The following is a 19,192-nucleotide window of genomic DNA, read 5'->3' as shown; positions in this document are numbered from 1 at the left end:
TTATCCCGTTGTGTTGTGAAATGTTGTTAGCGTTTTTGTATGTAAGTCAGCGCCAGCGCCGCTGCCAGCACCAGCCCTTTTATAATGTCCATGGCGTAATACGGCACCGAAAGCATCACCAGCCCGTTCGATAAAACGCCGAGGATCACTGCCCCCACCAGCGTGCCCAGCGCATTGGGTTTGCCGGAACCCGCCAGCGAAAAACCGATCCACGCCGCCGCGACCGCATCCATCAGATAGCCCCCGCCCGCATTCACCTGCGACGATCCGATGCGCGACGCCAGCAAAATACCGCCAAGCCCCGCCAGCAGCGACGCAATCACGTAGGCCGCCACTTTGTAACGGGTGGTGCGAATACCGGAAAGACGCGCCGCTTCCGGATTGCCACCGATGGCGTACATACGGCGTCCGTGCGTGGTCAGCGATAAGCCAAGCTGTGCCAGCAGCGTTACTGCCAGCATGATGATTACAATCGTGGGCACCTGACCCAGCAGACCAAACGCCGCCGGAATGGCCCCTTCCGCCATATCGCCGCTCGGCAGTACCATGTTTTCGGTAATCGATCCGCCGTAGCTGTAGGTCATCGCCACACCCTGAATCACAAACAGGCTGGCAAGGGTCGCCAGCATGTCCGGAATGCGCAGGATCACGATGAGAAAGGCGTTAAACAGCCCGACCAATGTACAAAGCGCCAGGGTGATCAGAATCGATTCGGTGGTGCCAAATCCGTGCCAGACGAAAAGGGAGATCACCAGCGCATTCGCCAGCGACGCCGTTGACCCGACCGACAGATCAAAGCCACCGACGGTCAGTGAGATTGAGACGCCAATGGCGATCACCGTGACGATGGCGATCGATCGCAAGATATTGATGATGTTAAAGGGATCGAGGAAGTTATCCGATGCGATACCAAAAATCGCGACCAGCGCGACAACGGTCAGCAACATGCCCCATTTATAGAGAAAATCGAAAAACTGCTGACGGCCCGACGCCGCTGTATTTACTGAAAGGGCCTTGCTCACGACGCCGTACCTCCGGTTGAATAATAAAGTAATGTCTCTTCGCTGGCTTCGGCCCCGGCGATTTCCGCCACGATGCGTCCGTCCCACAGCACGCAGATGCGGTCGCACAATCCGACCAGTTCGGCGAATTCACCCGAGGCGTAAATCACCCCTTTGCCTTCGCGCGCCAGGCCATCAATAAGCTGGAACAGATCGGTTTTGGCTTTGACGTCCACGCCTTTGGTGGGCTCGTCAAAAATCAGCACGCAGGCCTCATTGCGCAGCCATTTGCCAATCGCCACTTTTTGCTGGTTGCCGCCGGAAAGACGACGCAACACCTGCCCGGGACCACGCGCACTCACGCCGACGCGGGCGATCACTTCCTCTGCCCACCGCCACGCCTGACGATGCCCGAACAGGCTCCAGCGCGAGAAGCTGTTATCGGCGCTCACCGACAAATTCATGCTCACCGGCTCGTCGATAAAAATGCCCTCTTTGCGCCGCTCCTCCGGGACCAGCGCCAGCCCGCGCAGCACGGAATCCGCCGGATCGCGCGGCTTCCAGGGTTGTTGATGTAATTCACCACGCTCTACGCGGCTTTTGCTCGCGCCAAACAGCGCCTTGCACAATTCGGTTTTTCCCGCGCCCGCCAGCCCGGCGATACCGAGAATTTCACCTTTACGCAGATGCAGCGAGATATCTTTCAGCAGCGCGTCATCGTGCAGCCCTTCCACGCGCAGCAGCGTTTCGTCGCTGTGTTTTGGCCGCGCTGGCGGATAGATATCGCTCAGCTCGTGACCGAGCATTTTTTCGACGATCTCTTCACCGCTCAAGGTCGCCATTGGACCGGATTCAATCAATTTCCCGTCACGCAGCACCGTTAAGGTGTCGCAAATCGCTTTCAGTTCATGGATGCGATGGGAGATAAACACCACGCCGATGCCCTGCTGTTGCAGGCGTCTGACCACCGCAAACAGGCGTTCGCTTTCGTGGGCGTCCAGCGGTGCGGTCGGCTCATCAAGGATCAGAAAACGACAGTGATGCGACAGCGCGCGCGCCAGCAAAATTTGCTGTTTTTCCGCCAGCGAGCAGCTGTCAATCGAGCGATGCACGTTCAGGGAAACGTCGAGCTGCGCCAGCGCCTGCTTTGCCTGCTCGCGGATGGCACGCCATCGGTAGCGATGCCCCGGCAGTGCCAGGTTATCGAGCATAATATTTTCAGCGATGCTTAATCCGGGGATGAGCGCCACGTCGACTTCCTGCTGCACCAGATGAATGCCCAACCGTTTGGCGTCGAGCGGCTCGCGGATCGCGACCGGCTGATTATTAATGCTGATTTCACCCTCGTAGTGGTCGTGGGTGCCGCACAGCACCGCCATCAGCGTCGATTTGCCAGCGCCGTTTGCACCCGTTAGCGCGTGCACGGTTCCGCCCGTCAGCGTGAAATCCACGCGCGACAGCGCCTGAAACCCGGAAAAGGCCAGGCTGATACCGCGCATCTCAAGGCGACTGGAGACCATCCGCGTAAATCCTTCATTAATATTTTGATTTATGGAATTTTTCACAGGTCGGGTTGACTGGCAATGATAGAAAAGGCATAAGATAAAGCTAAATATTATTAGCCATCCGGATGTCCAGACATAACATCAGGTTAGCGCTTCGCAAAAAGGACACCCAAAATGAGCAATACCGATATTCGTGTCGTACCCGGCCCGGCCAACTACTTCTCCCACAGCGGCAGCCTTGCGCGCCTGAACGATTTCTTCACGCCAGAACAACTTTCCCGCGCAGTGTGGATTTACGGCGAACGCGCCATCGAAGGGGCACGCCCTTTTCTGCCAGACAGCTTTAACGCCGAGGGCGCAAAACATCTGCTGTTCAAGGGCCACTGCAGCGAGCGCGATGTCACGCATCTGGTGAATGAATCAGGCAGTGACGTCAGCGTCGTGATTGGCGTGGGCGGCGGCGCGGTGATGGACACCGTAAAAGCGGTCGCGCGACGTTTAACGGTGCCCTTCGTCGGTATTCCAACCATTGCCGCCACCTGTGCCGCCTGGACGCCGCTTTCGGTCTGGTATAACGACGCCGGTCAGGCGTTGCAGTTTGAGATCTTCGATGACGCCAATTTCCTGGTGCTGGTTGAGCCGCAAATTATTCTGAACGCCCCGGCGGAATATCTGCTGGCGGGCATCGGCGATACGCTGGCGAAATGGTATGAAGCGGTGGTTCTCGCGCCAAAACCTGAAGAATTGTCGTTAACCGTGCGTCTGGGCATTAACGGGGCGCTGGCGATCCGTGACGTGCTGCTGGAGAGCAGCGAACAGGCGCTGGCGGATCAGGCGCGCGGTGAGCAGACGCAGGCATTTCGCGATGTGGTTGATGCCATTATCGCCGGTGGCGGCATGGTCGGTGGGCTGGGCGAACGCTATACCCGCGTGGCGGCCGCGCATGCGGTCCATAACGGTTTAACCGTGTTGCCGCAGACCGAAAAATTCCTGCACGGCACGAAGGTCGCTTACGGCATTCTGGTGCAAAGTGCCCTGCTCGGTCAGGACGACGTTCTGGCACAACTGATTGCCGCGTATACGCGTTTCAATCTGCCGACCACCCTGCGCGAGCTGGACGTGGACATCAACAACCGCGCCGAACTGGATCGGGTCATCGCCCACACGCTGCGCCCGGTAGAATCCATTCATTACCTGCCGGTTGCGCTGTCACCTGACGTTTTACGCGCCGCATTTGAGAAAGTGGAATCCTTCCGCCAGTAATTCCCCTCCCCCGTTCAGCGCATTGACGGGGGGCAAACTCCCTCTATACCTAATGATGAATCTCACCACTCTCGTAATAGGTCATCATGCAGATCGATTTAACAGGTAAAAAGGCGCTGGTCACCGGCGCCAGCCGTGGGCTGGGGCGCGCCATTGCGTTGTCGCTGGCACGCGCAGGTGCCGATGTGGTTATCACCTATGAAAAATCCGCCGATAAAGCCCAGGCTGTCGCCTATGAAATCGCCGCGCTTGGACGGCGCAGCGAGGCCATTCAGGCGGACAGCGCAAGCGCTCAGGCTATTCAGCAGGCGGTTAACCAAACGGCGCAAACCTTGGGCGGGCTGGATATTCTGGTCAACAACGCCGGGATCGCGCGCGGTGGCCCGCTGGAATCCATGTCACTGGACGATATCGACGCGGTGATCAACGTGAATATTCGCGGCGTCGTGATCGCCATCCAGGCCGCCCTTGCGCATCTCAAAGACGGCGGGCGCATCATCAACATTGGCAGCTGTTTGGCCAATCGCGTGGCTCAGCCGGGAATCTCCGTGTATTCAATGAGCAAATCGGCGCTTAACTCCCTGACACGTGGCCTGGCGCGCGACCTGGGACCACGGGGAATCACCGTCAACCTGGTGCATCCTGGCCCAACGGATAGCGATATGAATCCGGCGGATGGCGAACAGGCCGACTCACAGCGTCAGCTGATTGCTACCGGACATTACGGTACGCCGGAGGATATTGCGGCGGCAGTGACGTTTCTCGCCAGTCCACAGGCCGGACAGATTTCTGGCACCGGTCTGGATGTGGATGGTGGGTTAAACGCCTGAGAAATTTGCGATAGCAATTCCGCCTTTTTGCACGCCTCTGTCGACCGGCAGAGGCGTTTGCGAGCCATCCCGACACCCTGCATTTTGCCGCTTTCCCCCGTCTTTTCTGCGCTTTACAGTACCTGCATAAGAAAATCAGAATTTAACTAATAATCTTATTATTTCCTTATAAAATGCAGGGGCGTACAGTGGAGGTACGGATGAAGATTATCTGGTCAAGAGCTGCAAAAAGAGATTTAGCTAAAATTGAGGTGCGCTCACAATCGAGAATCGAAGAGAAAGTGAACTCGATAACCGATAAAAATGCGCCTCAACCAGATATTAAAAAGCTATCTCTACCGGGCAATTACCACCGGCTTAGAGCGGGTGAATACCGCGTAATCTTTATGTTTCAGGGCGAATCACGAGATGTTTGCTACATCGTGGCAGTCAAGCGAAGAAGCTCAACGACCTATCTTCACGAGGAAAGCGTTCCCTATGGATGTGCAACTGATCGCTGATGCTGATGGAAAACCACAATATGCAGTCATTCCTTATGATGACTATCTTCGCATGCTCCCGCAAGCGGCTGAATATGACGACGAAAATGAGGATGACTGGGAAAGCGTTGATGACGAAAAGGATATCTACGATGACGTTGGATTACCCGCTGACGTTTGCAGCCTCATGACTTCTCAGCAAGTCAGCCTGCAGGCCGCGTGGCGAATTCTGCGCGGATTATCTCAGCAGGAAGTGGCCGACAAACTCGGCATCAGCCAGTCTGCCGTTTCGCAGCTTGAAGCGGTGGATTCTCGCCCGCAGAAGCGCACGCGAGAAAAGCTGGCCGCGATTTACGGCTGCACCCAGGAACAAATTAGTCTCTATCTGCCTAAGGAAGGCTAACAGCACTTCACGCCGCCTTTGGCACCGTAGCGCGCGTCCTGACGATCGCGGAAAAATTCTTCATAGGTCATCGGCGACTGATCGGGATGGGTGACACGCATGTGCTCGACATAGTTGTCGTAGTCCGGCACGCCAATCATCATTTTTGCTGCCTGGCCTAAATATTTACCTGCTTTGGATAACGTGTCGAACATGCTGTTTCTCTCATTCAATCCCTCTCCCATAAGGCCGAGGGTTTACTCTGTTCCCTCTCCCCACAGGGGAGAGGGTTAGAGGAGTGATTAGTTAATGCGCCCCTTTTGCCTGGGTCACAATGTCATCCAGATTTTCTGGCATTGGCTCGTATGGCGTCTCTTTCGCCGTCGGCTTGTCTTCTTTGAGTGCCGCCAGCGCGGTCTTCAGAGAGTACAACGCCAGCACCACAACTACCACCATAAAGAAGATGGTCAGTCCGGCATCCAGGCGGTTGTTAAACACCAGCTGTGAAAGCTGAGACTCAGTGTACTGCGCCGGGATTTTGCCGCTGTCGATCATCGACTGGAACTTGTTAGCAATTGCCAGGAAACCGACTTTGTTGTCCGGACTAAAGGCTTTTTGCCAGCCAGCAGTCAGCGTACAGATCAACAGCCATGAGGTTGGCAACAGCGCCACCCATGCGTAACGCTGACGCTTCATTTTGAACAGCACGACCGCGCAGAGCATTAGCGCCATGCCTGCCAGCATCTGGTTGGCGATACCGAACAGCGGCCACAGGGTATTGATGCCGCCTAACGGATCGACCACGCCCTGATGCAGGAAGTAGCCCCAGGCCAGGACGCACAGCGCCGTCGCCAGCAGGTTCGCCGGCAATGAATCGGTGCGTTTCAGCCCCGGAGAGATCACCCCCAGCAGATCCTGCAGCATAAAGCGTGCGGCACGTGTACCAGCGTCGACCGCCGTCAGAATAAACAGCGCTTCAAACAGAATGGCAAAGTGATACCAGAACGATACATCCATCAGCCCGCCGAGCGCGCCATGAAGGATATACGCCATCCCCACCGCCAGCGTCGGTGCGCCGCCTGCACGGGAGATAATCGACTGTTCCCCTACCTCATTGGCAATATGCGTTAGCGTTTCCGGTGTAATGGCAAAGCCCCAGCCGCTCACAACCTGCGCCGCAGAAGCGACCACGTCAACGGTGCCAGCTGGTGCCAGAACCGCCATTGGGCTGTTCATCGCAAAGTACACGCCCGGATCGATAATGCAGGCAGAAACCAGCGCCATGATGGCGACGAAAGATTCCATCAGCATGCCGCCGTAACCGATCAGGCACGCCTGGTTTTCATTCGCCAGCATTTTCGGCGTCGTGCCCGATGCAATCAGCGCATGGAAGCCCGATACCGCGCCACAGGCGATGGTGATAAACAGGAACGGGAACATGTTACCGGTCCAGACCGGGCCGGTGCCGTCAATGAATTTGGTTAACGCTGGCATGGTCAGCGTCGGGCGCATGATCAAAATACCAATCGCCAGGCCAACGATAGTCCCGATTTTGAGGAAGGTAGAGAGGTAATCGCGCGGGGCCAGCAGCAGCCAGACCGGCAGAACAGCCGCCACAAAACCGTAACCCACCAGCATCCAGGTCAGCTGTACGCCGGTAAAGTCAAAATACGGCGCCCAGGTTGGGCTCTCCGCCACCCAGCCGCCCGAAATAATCGCGAACACCAGGAAGAACAGGCCAATGATTGACACTTCGCCAATGCGCCCCGGACGGATGTAGCGAATGTAGATCCCCATGAACAGCGCCAGCGGAATGGTGAACGCTACGGTGTAGGTTCCCCACGGGCTGTGGGTCAGGGCTTTCACCACGATCATCGCGAGCACGGCCAGGATAATCACCATAATCATAAAAGTGGCGATCAGCGCGATAACCCCAGCGGTTGCGCCCATCTCCTCTTTCACCAGCTCACCGAGCGAACGCCCGTCGCGACGAGTCGAGACGAACAGCACCATAAAGTCCTGCACTGCGCCCGCCAGCACCACACCCGCCAGGATCCAAATCATCCCCGGCAGATACCCCATCTGCGCCGCCAGTACCGGTCCGACTAACGGACCCGCCCCGGCAATCGCCGCAAAGTGATGGCCAAACAGCACTTTTTTATCCGTTGGAACATAATCCAGGCCGTCGTTATGCCGAACAGCGGGCGTCATGCGAGTACCGTCCACCGCCAGCACTTTGTCGGCGATAAAACGTCCGTAGAAACGATATGCGATCAGATAAATGCAGACGGAAGCCACGACTATCCATAGCGCATTGATCTGTTCACCACGATTGAGGGCGATGTAGCCCAGAGCAAATGCGCCTACAACAGAGAGCATTGCCCAGATGAGGTATTTCCCTGAGTTGTTCATAGTTGTTATCCGTTAGCGAGAAACAGTGAGATGTTACATTTTGTTTCTAGATCACGGCTTGAAATTTAACAACTTTGAAACGCAATAATGCGTGGTCAAACCAGATATTTACTTCACTGTGTTAAGCGGATCACTTTAGCGAGTGCCAGGATGGAAAATAGCACTGAGTTGATGTTTGCCCCTCACCCCAGCCCTCTCCCCACGGGAGAGGGAAAAAAGCAGAGCGCTTTTTGTTTTACGGGAAGATCAGAACACCACACGAGCGATTCCCTCTCTCCAGGGAATAGGGAGAAAAGCAGAGCACATTTTGTTTTACGGGAAGAGCAGAACACCGCACGAGCGATTCCCTCTCTCCAGGGGAGAGGGAGAAAAGCGGAGCGCTTTTTGTTTTACAGAAGGAACAAAACCCCGCACGAGCGATTCCCTCTCCCGTGAGAGAGGGAGAAAAGCAGAGCGCATTTTTGGTTTACGGGAGGAGCAGAACACCGCACAAGCGATTCCCTCTCCCGTGGGAGAGGGTTAGGGTGAGGGCATCAAACCGCACCCACTACCCCAGCACCATCGTGCTCAGCCGACAGGTGCAGCAGCGGCGTCCCTGTTCGTCGAAAATCACGATTTCCCAGCTCTGGTTCTGACGTCCAAGATGCAGCGGCTGACAAACGCCGCGCACTTTTCCCTGCGACACCGCGCGATGGTGGGTCGCGTTCAGCTCGGTCCCCACAACGTTTTGCCCGTCGCGAGTCATCAGAAAACCGGCCATCGAACCGAGCGTTTCCGCCAGCGCCGCGGATGCCCCGCCGTGCAGCAGGCCAAACGGCTGATGCGTACGCGCATCCACCGGCATTTCGGCTTCCAGGGTGTCGTCGCCGATGCGCGTATAAACCATGCCCAGGTGCGCCACCATCGTGTTCAGGCTGGTGGCGTTAAGTTCTTCAAGCGATAAGTGACGTTTCCAGATCATTATGCCCCCAGCGTTGAGCCGCCATCCACCACGATGTCCTGCAGCGTGATGTGGCTGGCGTGGTCTGAAGCGAGGAACAAAATCGTGCTGGCGATCTCCTGCGGACGCGCAATTTTGCCGAGCGGAATACCCAGCTTAAACTGCTCGCCAAAACCACGAATGCGCTGCTGTTCGGCGTCGTCGCTTACCCACAGCGTGCGCTGCATGTCGGTATCAGTCGATCCTGGTGAGACGATGTTACACCGCACACCGCTGCCCGCCAGCTCAAGACCCACGGTCAATGCCAGGCTTTTCAGCGCGGCTTTCGAGGCGCCGTAAGCGCTCATCCCGATGCGCGGGGTATGTGCGGCGTCCGAGGCCACGGTGACAATCGCCCCACCCTGCTGGCGACGGAACTGGCCCATCGTCTGCTGGAACAGGTTAAACGCCCCGCCAACGTTTACCGCAAAGGTCTGCTGCCAGTCGTCCTGCGATAGCCGATCCGTTGCGCCCATGCGCAAAATTCCCGCCGCATTGATCAGCACGTCCAGACGTTCAATATTTCTCAGTAAGCGCTCGCATACGTCATTCACCTGTGACGCGTCCGCCACGTTCAGCGTTTCTGTCGCAAACGGATAATCGTTGGCCGGGAACGCGAGATCGAAGCCAGTTACCTGCGCGCCGGCCTCGACAAACGCCAGCGCCGTGGCGTAGCCAATGCCCTTACCCGCGCCCGTCACCCAAACGGTTTTACCGGTAAAATCGAATCCAGCCATCACTTCACCTCGCGGGACAGCAGCGCCCACCAGGCATCGAGGGTCGGATTTTTTGCCAGCATCACGAAATCGATATCGCCGTGAACTTTACGCCAGCGGGCAGCCAGCGCCATCATGCGCACGGAGTCGAGACCATAATCAATCAGGTTTTCGTCGTCCATCGGCTCGTCAGATTCGTCCAGCAGCGGCAGGATCACGGCACGTAGCGCCTCTTTGCTGGCGGGTACGGACGGCAGCAGTTCGTCGGTCATCACCACGCGTCCGGTGCGGCCCGCGACGTAGTTCAACGACATCAGATGCTCTTCGCGGCTGAAATCGGCCAGCGCGTCGGCGATAAAGAACGGCTTGATATCACGCATAAAAGCGTCGGTGGCGGTCGTCATACAACCGATGTGCGCGTAAACGCCGGTGATCAGCAGCTGATTGCGGCCCGTCTCTTTGAGCATCTGCTCCAGCGGCGAGCGGTGGAACGCGCTGTAGCGCCATTTCACCAGCACGGTGTCGGCTTCGTCAGGCGTCAGTTCCGATACGATACGCTGCTGCTCCGGCGAGCGGGTTAGCCCCGGCCCCCACATGTCGTTCAGCAACGCACGGTCTTCGTCGCTCTGCTCTTTTGGCTGCGCGGTGTAATAGACCGGAATATTGTGCTTTTTGCAGTAATCGCGAAGTTGCGCGATGTTCGCCACCACTTGCACCATCATCGGGCAATTTTCGCCCCAGAAGTTGAGGAAATATTCCTGCATGTCGTGGATCAACAGCGCGGCGCGCTCGGGCTCGAACGCCCAGTTCACTTTATTGTTCGGCAGTTCAGCGGCCGTCGGCAGTGCATAACCGGTTAATTTTGGAATCGCCATAATCAGTTCCTCAGCCCTGGGCGCGTTCAGCGAGCCACAGGCGCAATTGTTTCTTGTCTACTTTCCCGACCGGCGTCAGCGGCAGCGCATCCACGCTCTCGACCCTGTCCGGCAGTTTGAATTCTGCAATCCCCTGCTCGCGCAGGAAACGACGCACGTCCACCGCGCGCAGGGGCTTTTTCACCACCAGATACGCGCAGCTTTTTTCGCCCAGCAGGCTGTCTTCCATGCTGACCAGCGCCGCGTGGATCACCGATTCGTGACGCAGCAGTAAATTCTCGATCTCTTCCGCTGCGATCTTCTCGCCGCCACGGTTGATCTGATCTTTTTCACGCCCCTGCACGGTGATGTAACCCTGCTCGTCGATGGAGATCAGATCGCCGGAGCAGTAAAAACCGTCGGCATCAAAAGCGCTGGCGTTGTGTTCCGGGCTGTTGAAATAGCCACGGAAGGTGTACGGCCCGCGCGTCATCAAACGCCCGACTTCACCGCGCGGCAGCGGTTGTCCGTTTTCATCTGCTACCCACACTTCGTCATCCGGGCACATTGGACGACCCTGGGTGTTCATGATGCGCTCCGGGGTGTCGTCGATCGCGGTGTAGTTCACCAGCCCTTCCGCCATGCCAAAAACCTGCTGCAGCTGACAGCCAATTTCCGCCGGAATGCGCGCCGCAAGCGTGGCAGAAAGTCGTGCTCCGCCCACCTGTAATAGCGTCAGCGACGCCAGTTGAGCGTTACCCGCTCCTTCCGCGATGGCCTGCAACCACAGGCTGACCGCAGGAGGAACCAAAGACGCAACGTTGAGCTGGTGTTTTTCAATCAGTGGGAAGCAAAGCGTGGCGCTCGGATCGTTCGCCAGCGCCACGCACCCACCCGCCATAAATACGCCCAGCGATCCCGGAGAACTCATCGCAAAGTTGTGCGCTGCGGGCAGCGCGTTCAGGTAGCGCGTTTCAGCCGTAATGCCGCACACTTCGTTGCTGCGCAAAATGCTGTAGTAGTAGTCGTTGTGCGTGCGCGGGATCAGCTTTGGCGTGCCGGTGCTCCCGCCGGAAAGCTGGAAAAACGCCACTTCATCGGCAGGCGTCGGGCTGGCAATAAAGTTGTCCGCCGGACGCGCAATGGCCGTCTCCAGGGCGTGTTCACCGTTATCGCCGCGCAGCAGCACCACGCGCACGGAGCGGTGTTCATCGACAAACGTATTCAGGAAATCATCGTCCGCAAACAGCGCATGCTGGCGATCGGCAATCACCAGCGCGGGCGCAATTTGAAGTGCGTACGCGTTCAGCTCGCTGCGTTGATGGCTAAAAAGCGCATTCACGGGGGCGACGCCCGCCTGCAGCAGGGCAAAGAAAGTGATGTAAAACTCGGCCACGTTGCCCAGTTGCACCAGCGCCGTTTCGCCGCGCTTAATCCCCTGCGCCTGCAGTGCGGACGCGAGGTTATTCACTGCCTTGTGAAGCTGACGGTAGGTGTACTGCCGCTCGCCGTCGAAAACTGCCGTCGCGTCGCTGTCAGCATGACGCGTCAAAATGTCGGTCAGCGGCACATCTTGCCAGTAGCCTTTTTCACGGTAGCGCCGGGCAAATTCCTCAGGCCAACGGGTAAAGGGAAGCGTCATGATTATTCCTCAGTGCAAACCAAAAACGTTGAGCATGGTGGAGAGTTTGACGCCGGTTTCGCGCCATTCGCCGACGGGTGATGAGGCCGGGACAATGCCTGCACCAGCAAACAGACGAACCGTGTTTTCATGGAGGCGCGCACAGCGGATCGTTACGACCCATTCTCCGTTGCCTTCGCTGTCGCACCAGCCGACGATCCCGCCGAACAGTTCGCGGTCAAACGGCTCCAGAGAGGCAATAATTTCTTTCGCGGCCTGATGCGGGAAACCGCTCAGCGCAGGCGTCGGGTGCAGCAGACAGGCCAGCGTCAGCGCGTTTTCATTTTCCCGCGCTTCGCCTTCAATCGGCGTTGCCAGATGCCAGAGCGTAGGCGTGGTGATCAGCTGCGGTGAAGATGGCATTGCCAGCTTATGGCTGCGTTGTTCCAGCACGGTTTTCATCGCCTGCGTCACCAGATCGTGTTCGTGGCGGTCTTTTTCAGAGGCCAGCAGTTTGTTTCCGGCTTCGCGATCCAGCATATCGTCCGGCTGACGACGCGCAGAGCCGGCCAGCGGCAGCGAGCTGAAATGTGCCCCCTCTTTGCGCAGCAGCAGCTCAGGGCTCGCCCCCAGCAGCACACCGCCGTCTTCGAGCGGAACGTGGAAGTTAAAACTTGCCGGGTTTTGCGCGATCAGGCGCTCCAGCAACGCACCGCTGTCGATGTGCCGATCGGTGGCGATATCAATCAGGCGCGAGAGCACCACTTTATTGACCTGCGGCGTCGCAGTGAGGGCGGCGGCGCGGGCGACCATCTCTTCAAATACGGGCTGCGGCGGGATTTCCGTACGGCTTACGACCGTCAACTCCTGCGCGCCGGAATGGTAGCGTGCGGATTTCTGTCGCGCCGGACGCGAAAAAGTTTGCCAGCTTTGCGGAATAAACAGTGACGAGGGTTTGCGGGTATCAAACGGAATGGCGCCCACCATAATGGGATGCGAAATCCCGCTGGCTTTAGCGTCATTGAAGGCCTGCGCCAGCTTTTGCTGGAAGGCACCAGCCGGATCGTCGCCGCCTGCTGCGGACTCCGAAAAACGGGCAAAACAGCCAGATGTGGTGAAACTGCGGTTGGGCGACATAAAGAAAAAGCTGTCTGATTGCAGCGTGGTCGCGGTGTGTTGAACTTCCTCAGCCAATGACGTATCCATATCATCCTCCTAAAATGATAAACGCAGTAAGAATAATTATCATTTATATTTTCGATGGCTAACCTAATAGCAGAGCGCGACGGTGTCAACCGCCGACAGCGCAACTTGTGCGACTATTGCTTGCATCCCTTCGCCGCATTTATGAAAATGAGAAGCATTAACCTCCACAAAAACAGGATGTCGCCTTGTGAAATTCCCTGCTGTTTGTCGTTACGCCCTGCTGCTGGCAGGCCTTTTTGTTTTAGGACTAACCTCAGCCATCGCCGCAGACTGGCCCCGCCAGGTCACCGACAGCCGTGGCGTTCATACCCTGGAAAGCAAGCCGACGCGCATTGTATCTACCAGCGTCACGCTGACCGGTTCGCTGCTGGCCATTGACGCGCCGGTTGTGGCCAGCGGCGCGACGACGCCGAACAACCGCGTGGCGGATGCGCAAGGATTTATGCGCCAGTGGGGGGATATCGCCAAAAAACGGCAGGTTTCGCGTCTCTATATCGGCGAGCCAAGCGCTGAAGCCGTTGCCGCGCAAATGCCGGATCTGATTCTGATCAGCGCGACCGGCGGAGATTCTGCCATGGCGCTTTACGATCAGCTCTCCACTATCGCGCCGACGCTTGTCATCAATTATGACGACAAAAGCTGGCAGGAACTGCTGACTCAACTCGGCACGCTGACCGGACACGAAAAGCAGGCCGCCGCGCGTATCGCCGAATTTGATCAACAGCTGACGTTGGTGAAGCAGCAGATGAAACTCCCGCCGCAGCCGGTGAATGCGCTTGTTTACACCGCCGCCGCGCACAGCGCGAACCTGTGGACCGCGGAATCGGCGCAGGGCAAATTCCTGCAACAGCTCGGATTCCAGCTGGCTGAGCTGCCTGCTGGACTGAACACCTCAAAGAGCCAGGGTAAACGCCACGACATCATCCAGTTGGGTGGTGAGAATCTGGCGGCAGGGCTGAATGGACAAGGGCTATTGTTGTTTGCGGGCGACCAGAAAGACGTCGATGCGATCTACGCTAATCCGCTGCTGGCGCATCTGCCTGCGGTGCAAAACAAACGCGTCTGGGCGCTGGGTACGGAGACCTTCCGCCTGGATTATTACAGCGCCATGCTGGTGCTGGAACGTGTAAACGCGTTGTTCAAGTAAATACAAAATATGCCCTCTCCTTTTTTGAGTGAGGGCATCGTGCTGAAAAATAAAAACAAAACGGCTACTGGATTGCCGTTTTAGAGTTTTCTCCCTCTTCCTGTGGGAGAAGGTATCAAGCCGCGCAAGGTAAAAAAAACGGCAACTCAGTTGCCGTTTTAGTGTTGTCTTCCTCTCACCAGGGAGAGGACCGGGGAGAGGGCATCAGGCCGCACTATCCTTCAACACCCCTTCCTGACGGAATCGGCGCAGCTCCGCCAGGGTTATCAGCAAAATCACACCGACAATCGCCAGCACAAATCCGCTGCTGCTGGCCGAAGCCATCGGCGTCATAATCACGCCAAGTCCGCCCAGGATCGCCGCCCCAATCGCATCGCCCGTCACGTTCTGCGCCGTCCATAAACCGTTGATGCGCCCCAGCATCCCTTCCGGCGTTTGCGTCTGAATCAGGGTGTATTGCAGCAACGAACTCACTGCGCTCAGCCAGCCAAACAGCGCCAGGCACACCACGCCCAGCGCCCAAAACGGCATAAGGCTAAAGAAAGCGATGGCGATAAACGAGGCGACGGTTGCAGAGAGCATAATCAGCCCCGGGCGCGCACTGTGTGCCAGATTGCCACTGGTCAGCGCGCCAAACGCTGCACCGAGTGGGATCGCCGCATACAGCAGGCCAATTTGCGAGGCGCTCATTTGCCACTCCATCGCCAGCGCCGGATAGAGCACGCGCACCGCACTCGCCATCGTCAGAAGCCCGCCCAGCAGGGCGATGCCGCCAATCAGCGGATTGCTAAACAGAAAACGAATTGCCGCCATCAACGATTTCAACGGGTGTTCGCGCGGCTGCGGCGGGGGCGGCAAAAGCGGCAAGCGCAGCAGGGTTAACGTGGTGATAAAGGTTCCCGCTGCCGCTAAACCGTAGTTCCACGCCACGTTGCCGGTCGCCAGCAACAGGCCGCCCACCATCGGCGAAATCACCGATCCGAGACGTACGGTGAGCATGGTGATCGCCCCCGCCTGCATCAGATTTTCTCGCCCAACCAGCGCAGGCGTAGCCGCCAGCAGTGCCGTCACGCCCAGCGAAGCGAAGAAACCGTCCCATAATCCCAGCGCATAAATCGCAATGAGCGACGGCTCCGGCAGCATGGCGTTCAGGCACAGGCCAATAAAGCCAACGCCGCACGTCCCGCGCGCCAGCAGAATCAATTTTTTACGCTCGTAGCGATCCGCCAGTACCCCGCCGACCATTAGCCCAATAAACATCGCGCTGCCCGTTAAGGTCACAGACAAACCAACCAGCCAGCTGGATTGCGTCATGGCCTGGATTTGCACCGGTACGGCAACGCCGAGCAGTCCGAGGGATAAAATGGAGATAAAACGCGCGATAAATACGGCGCGAAATGCCGGATGCGTCTTGAGGAGGCTGAGATTGAGCAGCCAGGATTTTTGATTCATGACAAGGCCTTGAGATCTATCAATACCCTAAATAATTCAAGTTGCAGGAAGGCGGCGACGCAGGAATTCCCGGAAAATTACGTAGGTAAATGACCGGGGTGAGCGAGGAAAGCCAACGCGCCTGCAGCGTGAAGTATGACGGGTATATCTACCAATTTTATGGTGGCACATGCTAACATAGCCAAATAAGATAGATAACGATAATTACTATCATTATCAAATCATGGACGTTGCTATGTTGTCTTCTCCTCTCGCGGTACGCGCCGTTGCGGTGCCCTTTTTGTTGTTGCTGTTAATTCTTGCTATGGCACTCAGCCTGCTGGTTGGCGCGAAACCGCTGCCTGCATCCGTCATTTTTGACGCGCTTTCCGGGACATGCCAAAGCGCCGATTGTACGATTGTGCTCGACGCACGACTGCCGCGCACGCTCGCCGGATTGCTGGCGGGTGCGGCGCTTGGCCTGGCGGGAGCACTTATGCAAACGCTGACCCGTAATCCGCTGGCCGACCCTGGTATTCTGGGCGTCAACGCGGGGGCCAGTTTTGCGATTGTGCTCGGCGCGGCGCTGTTTGGACTCTCCTCCCCAACCGAACAACTGGTGATGGCATTTTGCGGCGCGCTTGCCGCATCGTTGCTTGTCGCCTTTACCGGCAGTCAGGGTGGCGGCCAGCTAAGCCCGGTACGCCTGACGCTGGCAGGCGTGGCGCTCGGCGCGGTGCTTGAAGGGTTATCGAGCGGCATTGCACTGCTGAATCCCGATGTCTGGGATCAGCTACGCTTCTGGCAAGCCGGATCGCTGGATATCCGTACGCTACAAACCTTACACATTGTCACGATCCCGGTGCTTATCGCCGCCATCGTTGCACTCTTTTTAAGCCGTGCACTCAACAGCCTGAGCCTCGGCAGCGACACCGCCACCGCACTCGGTAGCCGCGTGGCACGTACCCAGTTGATTGGATTATTAACGATCACCGTGTTGTGCGGCAGCGCGACGGCGGTCGTCGGGCCGATTGCGTTTATTGGCCTGATGATGCCGCATATGGCACGCTGGCTGGTGGGGGCCGATCACCGCTGGTCGCTCCCTGTCACACTGCTGGCGACGCCCGTTCTCCTGCTCTTTGCCGATATTATTGGTCGTGTGCTGGTGCCGGGCGAGCTGCGCGTTTCGGTGGTCAGTGCGTTTATTGGCGCGCCGGTGCTGATTTTCCTGGTTCGCCGTAAGCGTGGAGGTGGGCTGTGATAACCCCTTCCCGCCGATTAGTCAGCACGTGCCTGCTGCTGGTACTCGCCAGCCTCATGGCCGCCGTCTGGAGTTTGCGCAGCGGCGCGGTCACGCTCGATTTTATGCAGGTTTTTGACGCCTTCACCGGCAGCGCGCCGCGTAATATCACGATGGTCGTCACCGAATGGCGTTTACCACGCGTGGTGATGGCGATTCTGGTGGGTGCTGCGCTCGGCGTGAGCGGCGCGATTTTCCAGTCGCTGCTGCGCAACCCGCTGGGCAGCCCGGACGTGATGGGCTTCAACACCGGCGCGTGGAGCGGCGTGTTAGTCGCGATGGTGCTGTTTGGTCAGCATCTCACGGCGATTGCCTTTGCGGCGATGGCGGGCGGCGTGCTCACCTCGCTTGTCGTCTGGGCGATGGCCTGGCGCAACGGAATCGAAACCTTCCGCCTGATCATTATCGGCATTGGCATTCGCGCCATGCTGATGGCCTTCAACACCTGGCTGCTGCTGCGCGCATCGCTTGAAACGTCGCTCTCCGCCGGGCTGTGGAACGCAGGGTCCTTGAACGGCCTGACGTGGGCTAAAACGCTCCCCGCCACACCGATTATCATGCTGATGTTTGTCTGCGCGTGGCTGCTGGTGCGCAGAATGCGCCTGCTGGAAATGGGCGATGATAGCGCCTGCGCGCTCGGCGTGGGCGTTGAACGCTCGCGTCTGACGCTCATGCTGGTCGCCGTCGTCCTAACCGCTGCCGCTACCGCCATTGCGGGGCCTATCTCCTTTATCGCGCTGGTTGCACCGCATATCGCCCGCCGCATGAGCGGCACGGCGCGCTGGGGCCTCACCCAGTCGGCGCTGTGTGGCGCACTTTTATTGCTGGTCGCGGACCTCTGCGCCCAGCAGCTGTTTATGCCTTATCAACTGCCGGTGGGCGTCGTGACCGTCAGTCTTGGCGGTATCTATCTCATCGTGTTGTTAGTTCAGGAGTCCCGCAAGAAATGACCCAGACAGCGACCCGCTTGCGCGGCGAAAATCTCACCCTTGGTTACGGCAAAAAAACCGTGGCGCATGAGTTAAATGTGGCAATTCCTGACGGCCATTTTACGGCGATTATCGGCCCGAACGGCTGCGGCAAATCCACGCTGCTGCGTACCCTGAGCCGTCTGATGACGCCGCAGCACGGGAGCGTGTATCTCGACGGCGAACAGATTCAGCAGTTTGCCAGTAAAGAGGTGGCGCGGCGCATCGGGCTGCTGGCGCAAAACGCCACGACGCCAGGCGACATCACTGTGCAGGAGTTGGTCGCGCGCGGGCGTTATCCGCATCAGCCGATGTTTACCCGCTGGCGCAAGGAGGATGAAGCGGCGGTGACGGCCGCGATGCGGGCAACGGGCATAACCGATCTCGCTGGGCAAAGCGTCGATACGCTCTCCGGCGGACAGCGACAACGCGCCTGGATTGCAATGGTACTGGCGCAAGAGACGTCGATCATGCTGCTGGATGAGCCGACGACCTGGCTGGATATCAGCCATCAGATTGATCTCCTGGAATTGCTAAGCGATCTCAACCGCACGCAGGGGTACACCCTGGCGGCGGTGCTGCATGATTTGAATCAGGCGTGCCGCTACGCCACGCATCTGATTGCATTGCGCGACGGGAAAATCGTGGCGGAAGGCGCGCCGAAAGAGATTGTGACGCCAGAGTTGATCGAGCGGATCTACGGAATGCGCTGCATGATTATCGACGATCCGATTGCCGGTACGCCGCTGGTCGTGCCGATAGGACGGCGTGCGGTCTGATTCCCCCAAGCCTCTCCCCACAGGGAGAAAACACTAAAACGGCAACCGCGTTGCCACTTTACTTTTACTTTGCGCGGTCCGGTGCACTCACCTCGCCCTCTACCACAGGGAGAAGGGGAAGACACTCAAAATGGCTACAACGTTGCCATTTTACTTTTACCTTGTGCGGTCTGGTGCCCCCTCACCCCGCCCTCTACCACAGGGAGAGGGAGAAGACACTCAAAATGGCTACAACGTTGCCATTTTACTTTTATCTTGTGCGGTCTGGTGCCCTCACCCCGCCCTCTCCCACGGGGAGAGGGAGAAAACACTAAAACGA

The 19,192-nt window shown here is 57.8% G+C and carries 18 protein-coding genes; 8 read left to right on the top strand and 10 right to left on the bottom strand.

The features are described 5' to 3' along the window. Positions 1–26: 26 nt before the first annotated feature. Complete coding sequence (locus I6L74_RS13920) at positions 27–1,022, bottom strand: ABC transporter permease (protein ID WP_059178694.1); 996 nt, start codon at positions 1,020–1,022, stop codon at positions 27–29. Then, a complete protein-coding gene (locus I6L74_RS13915; protein ID WP_059178695.1) occupies positions 1,019–2,521 on the bottom strand; it encodes a sugar ABC transporter ATP-binding protein in 1,503 nt (500 codons plus the stop codon). The genes I6L74_RS13920 and I6L74_RS13915 overlap by 4 nt, the downstream gene beginning before the upstream one ends. Positions 2,522–2,680: 159 nt before the next feature. Between I6L74_RS13915 and I6L74_RS13910 the strand changes: the two genes are divergently transcribed. The 4 genes from I6L74_RS13910 (at position 2,681) to I6L74_RS13895 (ending at position 5,481) form a co-directional block, all read left to right on the top strand. Beyond that, positions 2,681–3,769 (top strand): oxidoreductase, encoded by a 1,089-nt coding sequence (locus I6L74_RS13910; protein WP_059178696.1) that lies wholly within the window; start codon positions 2,681–2,683, stop codon positions 3,767–3,769. An 86-nt stretch (positions 3,770–3,855) separates the two neighbouring features. Beyond that, entirely contained in the window at positions 3,856–4,599 is a 744-nt protein-coding gene (locus tag I6L74_RS13905) for an SDR family NAD(P)-dependent oxidoreductase (RefSeq protein WP_059178697.1), read from the top strand. 200 nt (positions 4,600–4,799) lie between these two features. Beyond that, positions 4,800–5,099 carry a type II toxin-antitoxin system RelE family toxin gene (locus tag I6L74_RS13900; RefSeq protein WP_072241809.1) on the top strand — a complete coding sequence of 100 codons (300 nt, stop codon included), beginning with the start codon at positions 4,800–4,802 and terminating at the stop codon, positions 5,097–5,099. After that, positions 5,077–5,481, top strand: a complete 405-nt coding sequence (locus I6L74_RS13895) for a helix-turn-helix domain-containing protein (RefSeq protein WP_059178698.1) — start codon at positions 5,077–5,079, stop codon at positions 5,479–5,481. The genes I6L74_RS13900 and I6L74_RS13895 overlap by 23 nt, the downstream gene beginning before the upstream one ends. On the opposite strand, the gene I6L74_RS13890 is transcribed toward I6L74_RS13895, so the two are convergent. The 7 genes from I6L74_RS13890 to entC all read right to left on the bottom strand — a co-directional run bounded on the left by I6L74_RS13890 (position 5,478) and on the right by entC (position 13,248). Beyond that, complete coding sequence (locus I6L74_RS13890; protein ID WP_041689339.1) at positions 5,478–5,675, bottom strand: YbdD/YjiX family protein; 198 nt, start codon at positions 5,673–5,675, stop codon at positions 5,478–5,480. The two genes, I6L74_RS13895 and I6L74_RS13890, sit on opposite strands and share 4 nt — an antisense overlap. A gap of 91 nt (positions 5,676–5,766) precedes the next feature. Further along, positions 5,767–7,872: a pyruvate/proton symporter CstA gene (cstA, locus tag I6L74_RS13885; protein WP_059178699.1), complete on the bottom strand. Its 2,106-nt coding sequence runs from the start codon at positions 7,870–7,872 to the stop codon at positions 5,767–5,769. Positions 7,873–8,419: 547 nt separating this feature from the next. After that, positions 8,420–8,833 (bottom strand): proofreading thioesterase EntH, encoded by a 414-nt coding sequence (gene entH, locus I6L74_RS13880; protein ID WP_059178700.1) that lies wholly within the window; start codon positions 8,831–8,833, stop codon positions 8,420–8,422. Next, positions 8,833–9,588, bottom strand: coding sequence for a 2,3-dihydro-2,3-dihydroxybenzoate dehydrogenase EntA (entA, locus tag I6L74_RS13875; protein WP_059178701.1), 756 nt, complete (start codon positions 9,586–9,588; stop codon positions 8,833–8,835). The genes entH and entA overlap by 1 nt, the downstream gene beginning before the upstream one ends. Beyond that, complete coding sequence (locus tag I6L74_RS13870) at positions 9,588–10,442, bottom strand: isochorismatase (RefSeq protein ID WP_059178702.1); 855 nt, start codon at positions 10,440–10,442, stop codon at positions 9,588–9,590. Before I6L74_RS13870 ends, entA begins: the two co-directional genes overlap by 1 nt. Before the next feature lie 10 nt (positions 10,443–10,452). Beyond that, positions 10,453–12,063 (bottom strand): (2,3-dihydroxybenzoyl)adenylate synthase EntE, encoded by a 1,611-nt coding sequence (entE, locus tag I6L74_RS13865; protein ID WP_059178703.1) that lies wholly within the window; start codon positions 12,061–12,063, stop codon positions 10,453–10,455. 9 nt (positions 12,064–12,072) lie between these two features. Beyond that, entirely contained in the window at positions 12,073–13,248 is a 1,176-nt protein-coding gene (gene entC / locus I6L74_RS13860) for an isochorismate synthase EntC (protein WP_059178704.1), read from the bottom strand. Positions 13,249–13,435: 187 nt separating this feature from the next. On the opposite strand from entC, the gene fepB reads away from it, so the two are divergent. Beyond that, complete coding sequence (fepB, locus tag I6L74_RS13855) at positions 13,436–14,395, top strand: Fe2+-enterobactin ABC transporter substrate-binding protein (protein ID WP_059178705.1); 960 nt, start codon at positions 13,436–13,438, stop codon at positions 14,393–14,395. Positions 14,396–14,599: 204 nt separating this feature from the next. Here fepB and entS read toward each other — a convergent pair whose 3' ends face one another. Continuing rightward, positions 14,600–15,847 carry an enterobactin transporter EntS gene (gene entS / locus I6L74_RS13850; RefSeq protein ID WP_059178706.1) on the bottom strand — a complete coding sequence of 416 codons (1,248 nt, stop codon included), beginning with the start codon at positions 15,845–15,847 and terminating at the stop codon, positions 14,600–14,602. A 235-nt stretch (positions 15,848–16,082) separates the two neighbouring features. Between entS and fepD the strand changes: the two genes are divergently transcribed. From fepD to fepC, 3 genes are read left to right on the top strand one after another with little or no spacing between them, the layout of a single operon-like run. Further along, positions 16,083–17,087, top strand: coding sequence for a Fe(3+)-siderophore ABC transporter permease (fepD, locus tag I6L74_RS13845; protein WP_059178707.1), 1,005 nt, complete (start codon positions 16,083–16,085; stop codon positions 17,085–17,087). Continuing rightward, a complete protein-coding gene (gene fepG / locus I6L74_RS13840; protein WP_059178708.1) occupies positions 17,084–18,076 on the top strand; it encodes an iron-enterobactin ABC transporter permease in 993 nt (330 codons plus the stop codon). The genes fepD and fepG overlap by 4 nt, the downstream gene beginning before the upstream one ends. Then, a complete protein-coding gene (gene fepC / locus I6L74_RS13835; protein WP_059178709.1) occupies positions 18,073–18,873 on the top strand; it encodes an iron-enterobactin ABC transporter ATP-binding protein in 801 nt (266 codons plus the stop codon). Before fepG ends, fepC begins: the two co-directional genes overlap by 4 nt. The last annotated feature ends 319 nt before the right edge of the window (positions 18,874–19,192 follow it).

This window comes from Lelliottia amnigena (assembly GCF_019047465.1).
Classification (GTDB): Bacteria; Pseudomonadota; Gammaproteobacteria; order Enterobacterales; family Enterobacteriaceae; genus Enterobacter; species Enterobacter amnigenus.
This window is presented reverse-complemented; position numbering and strand designations above follow the sequence as displayed.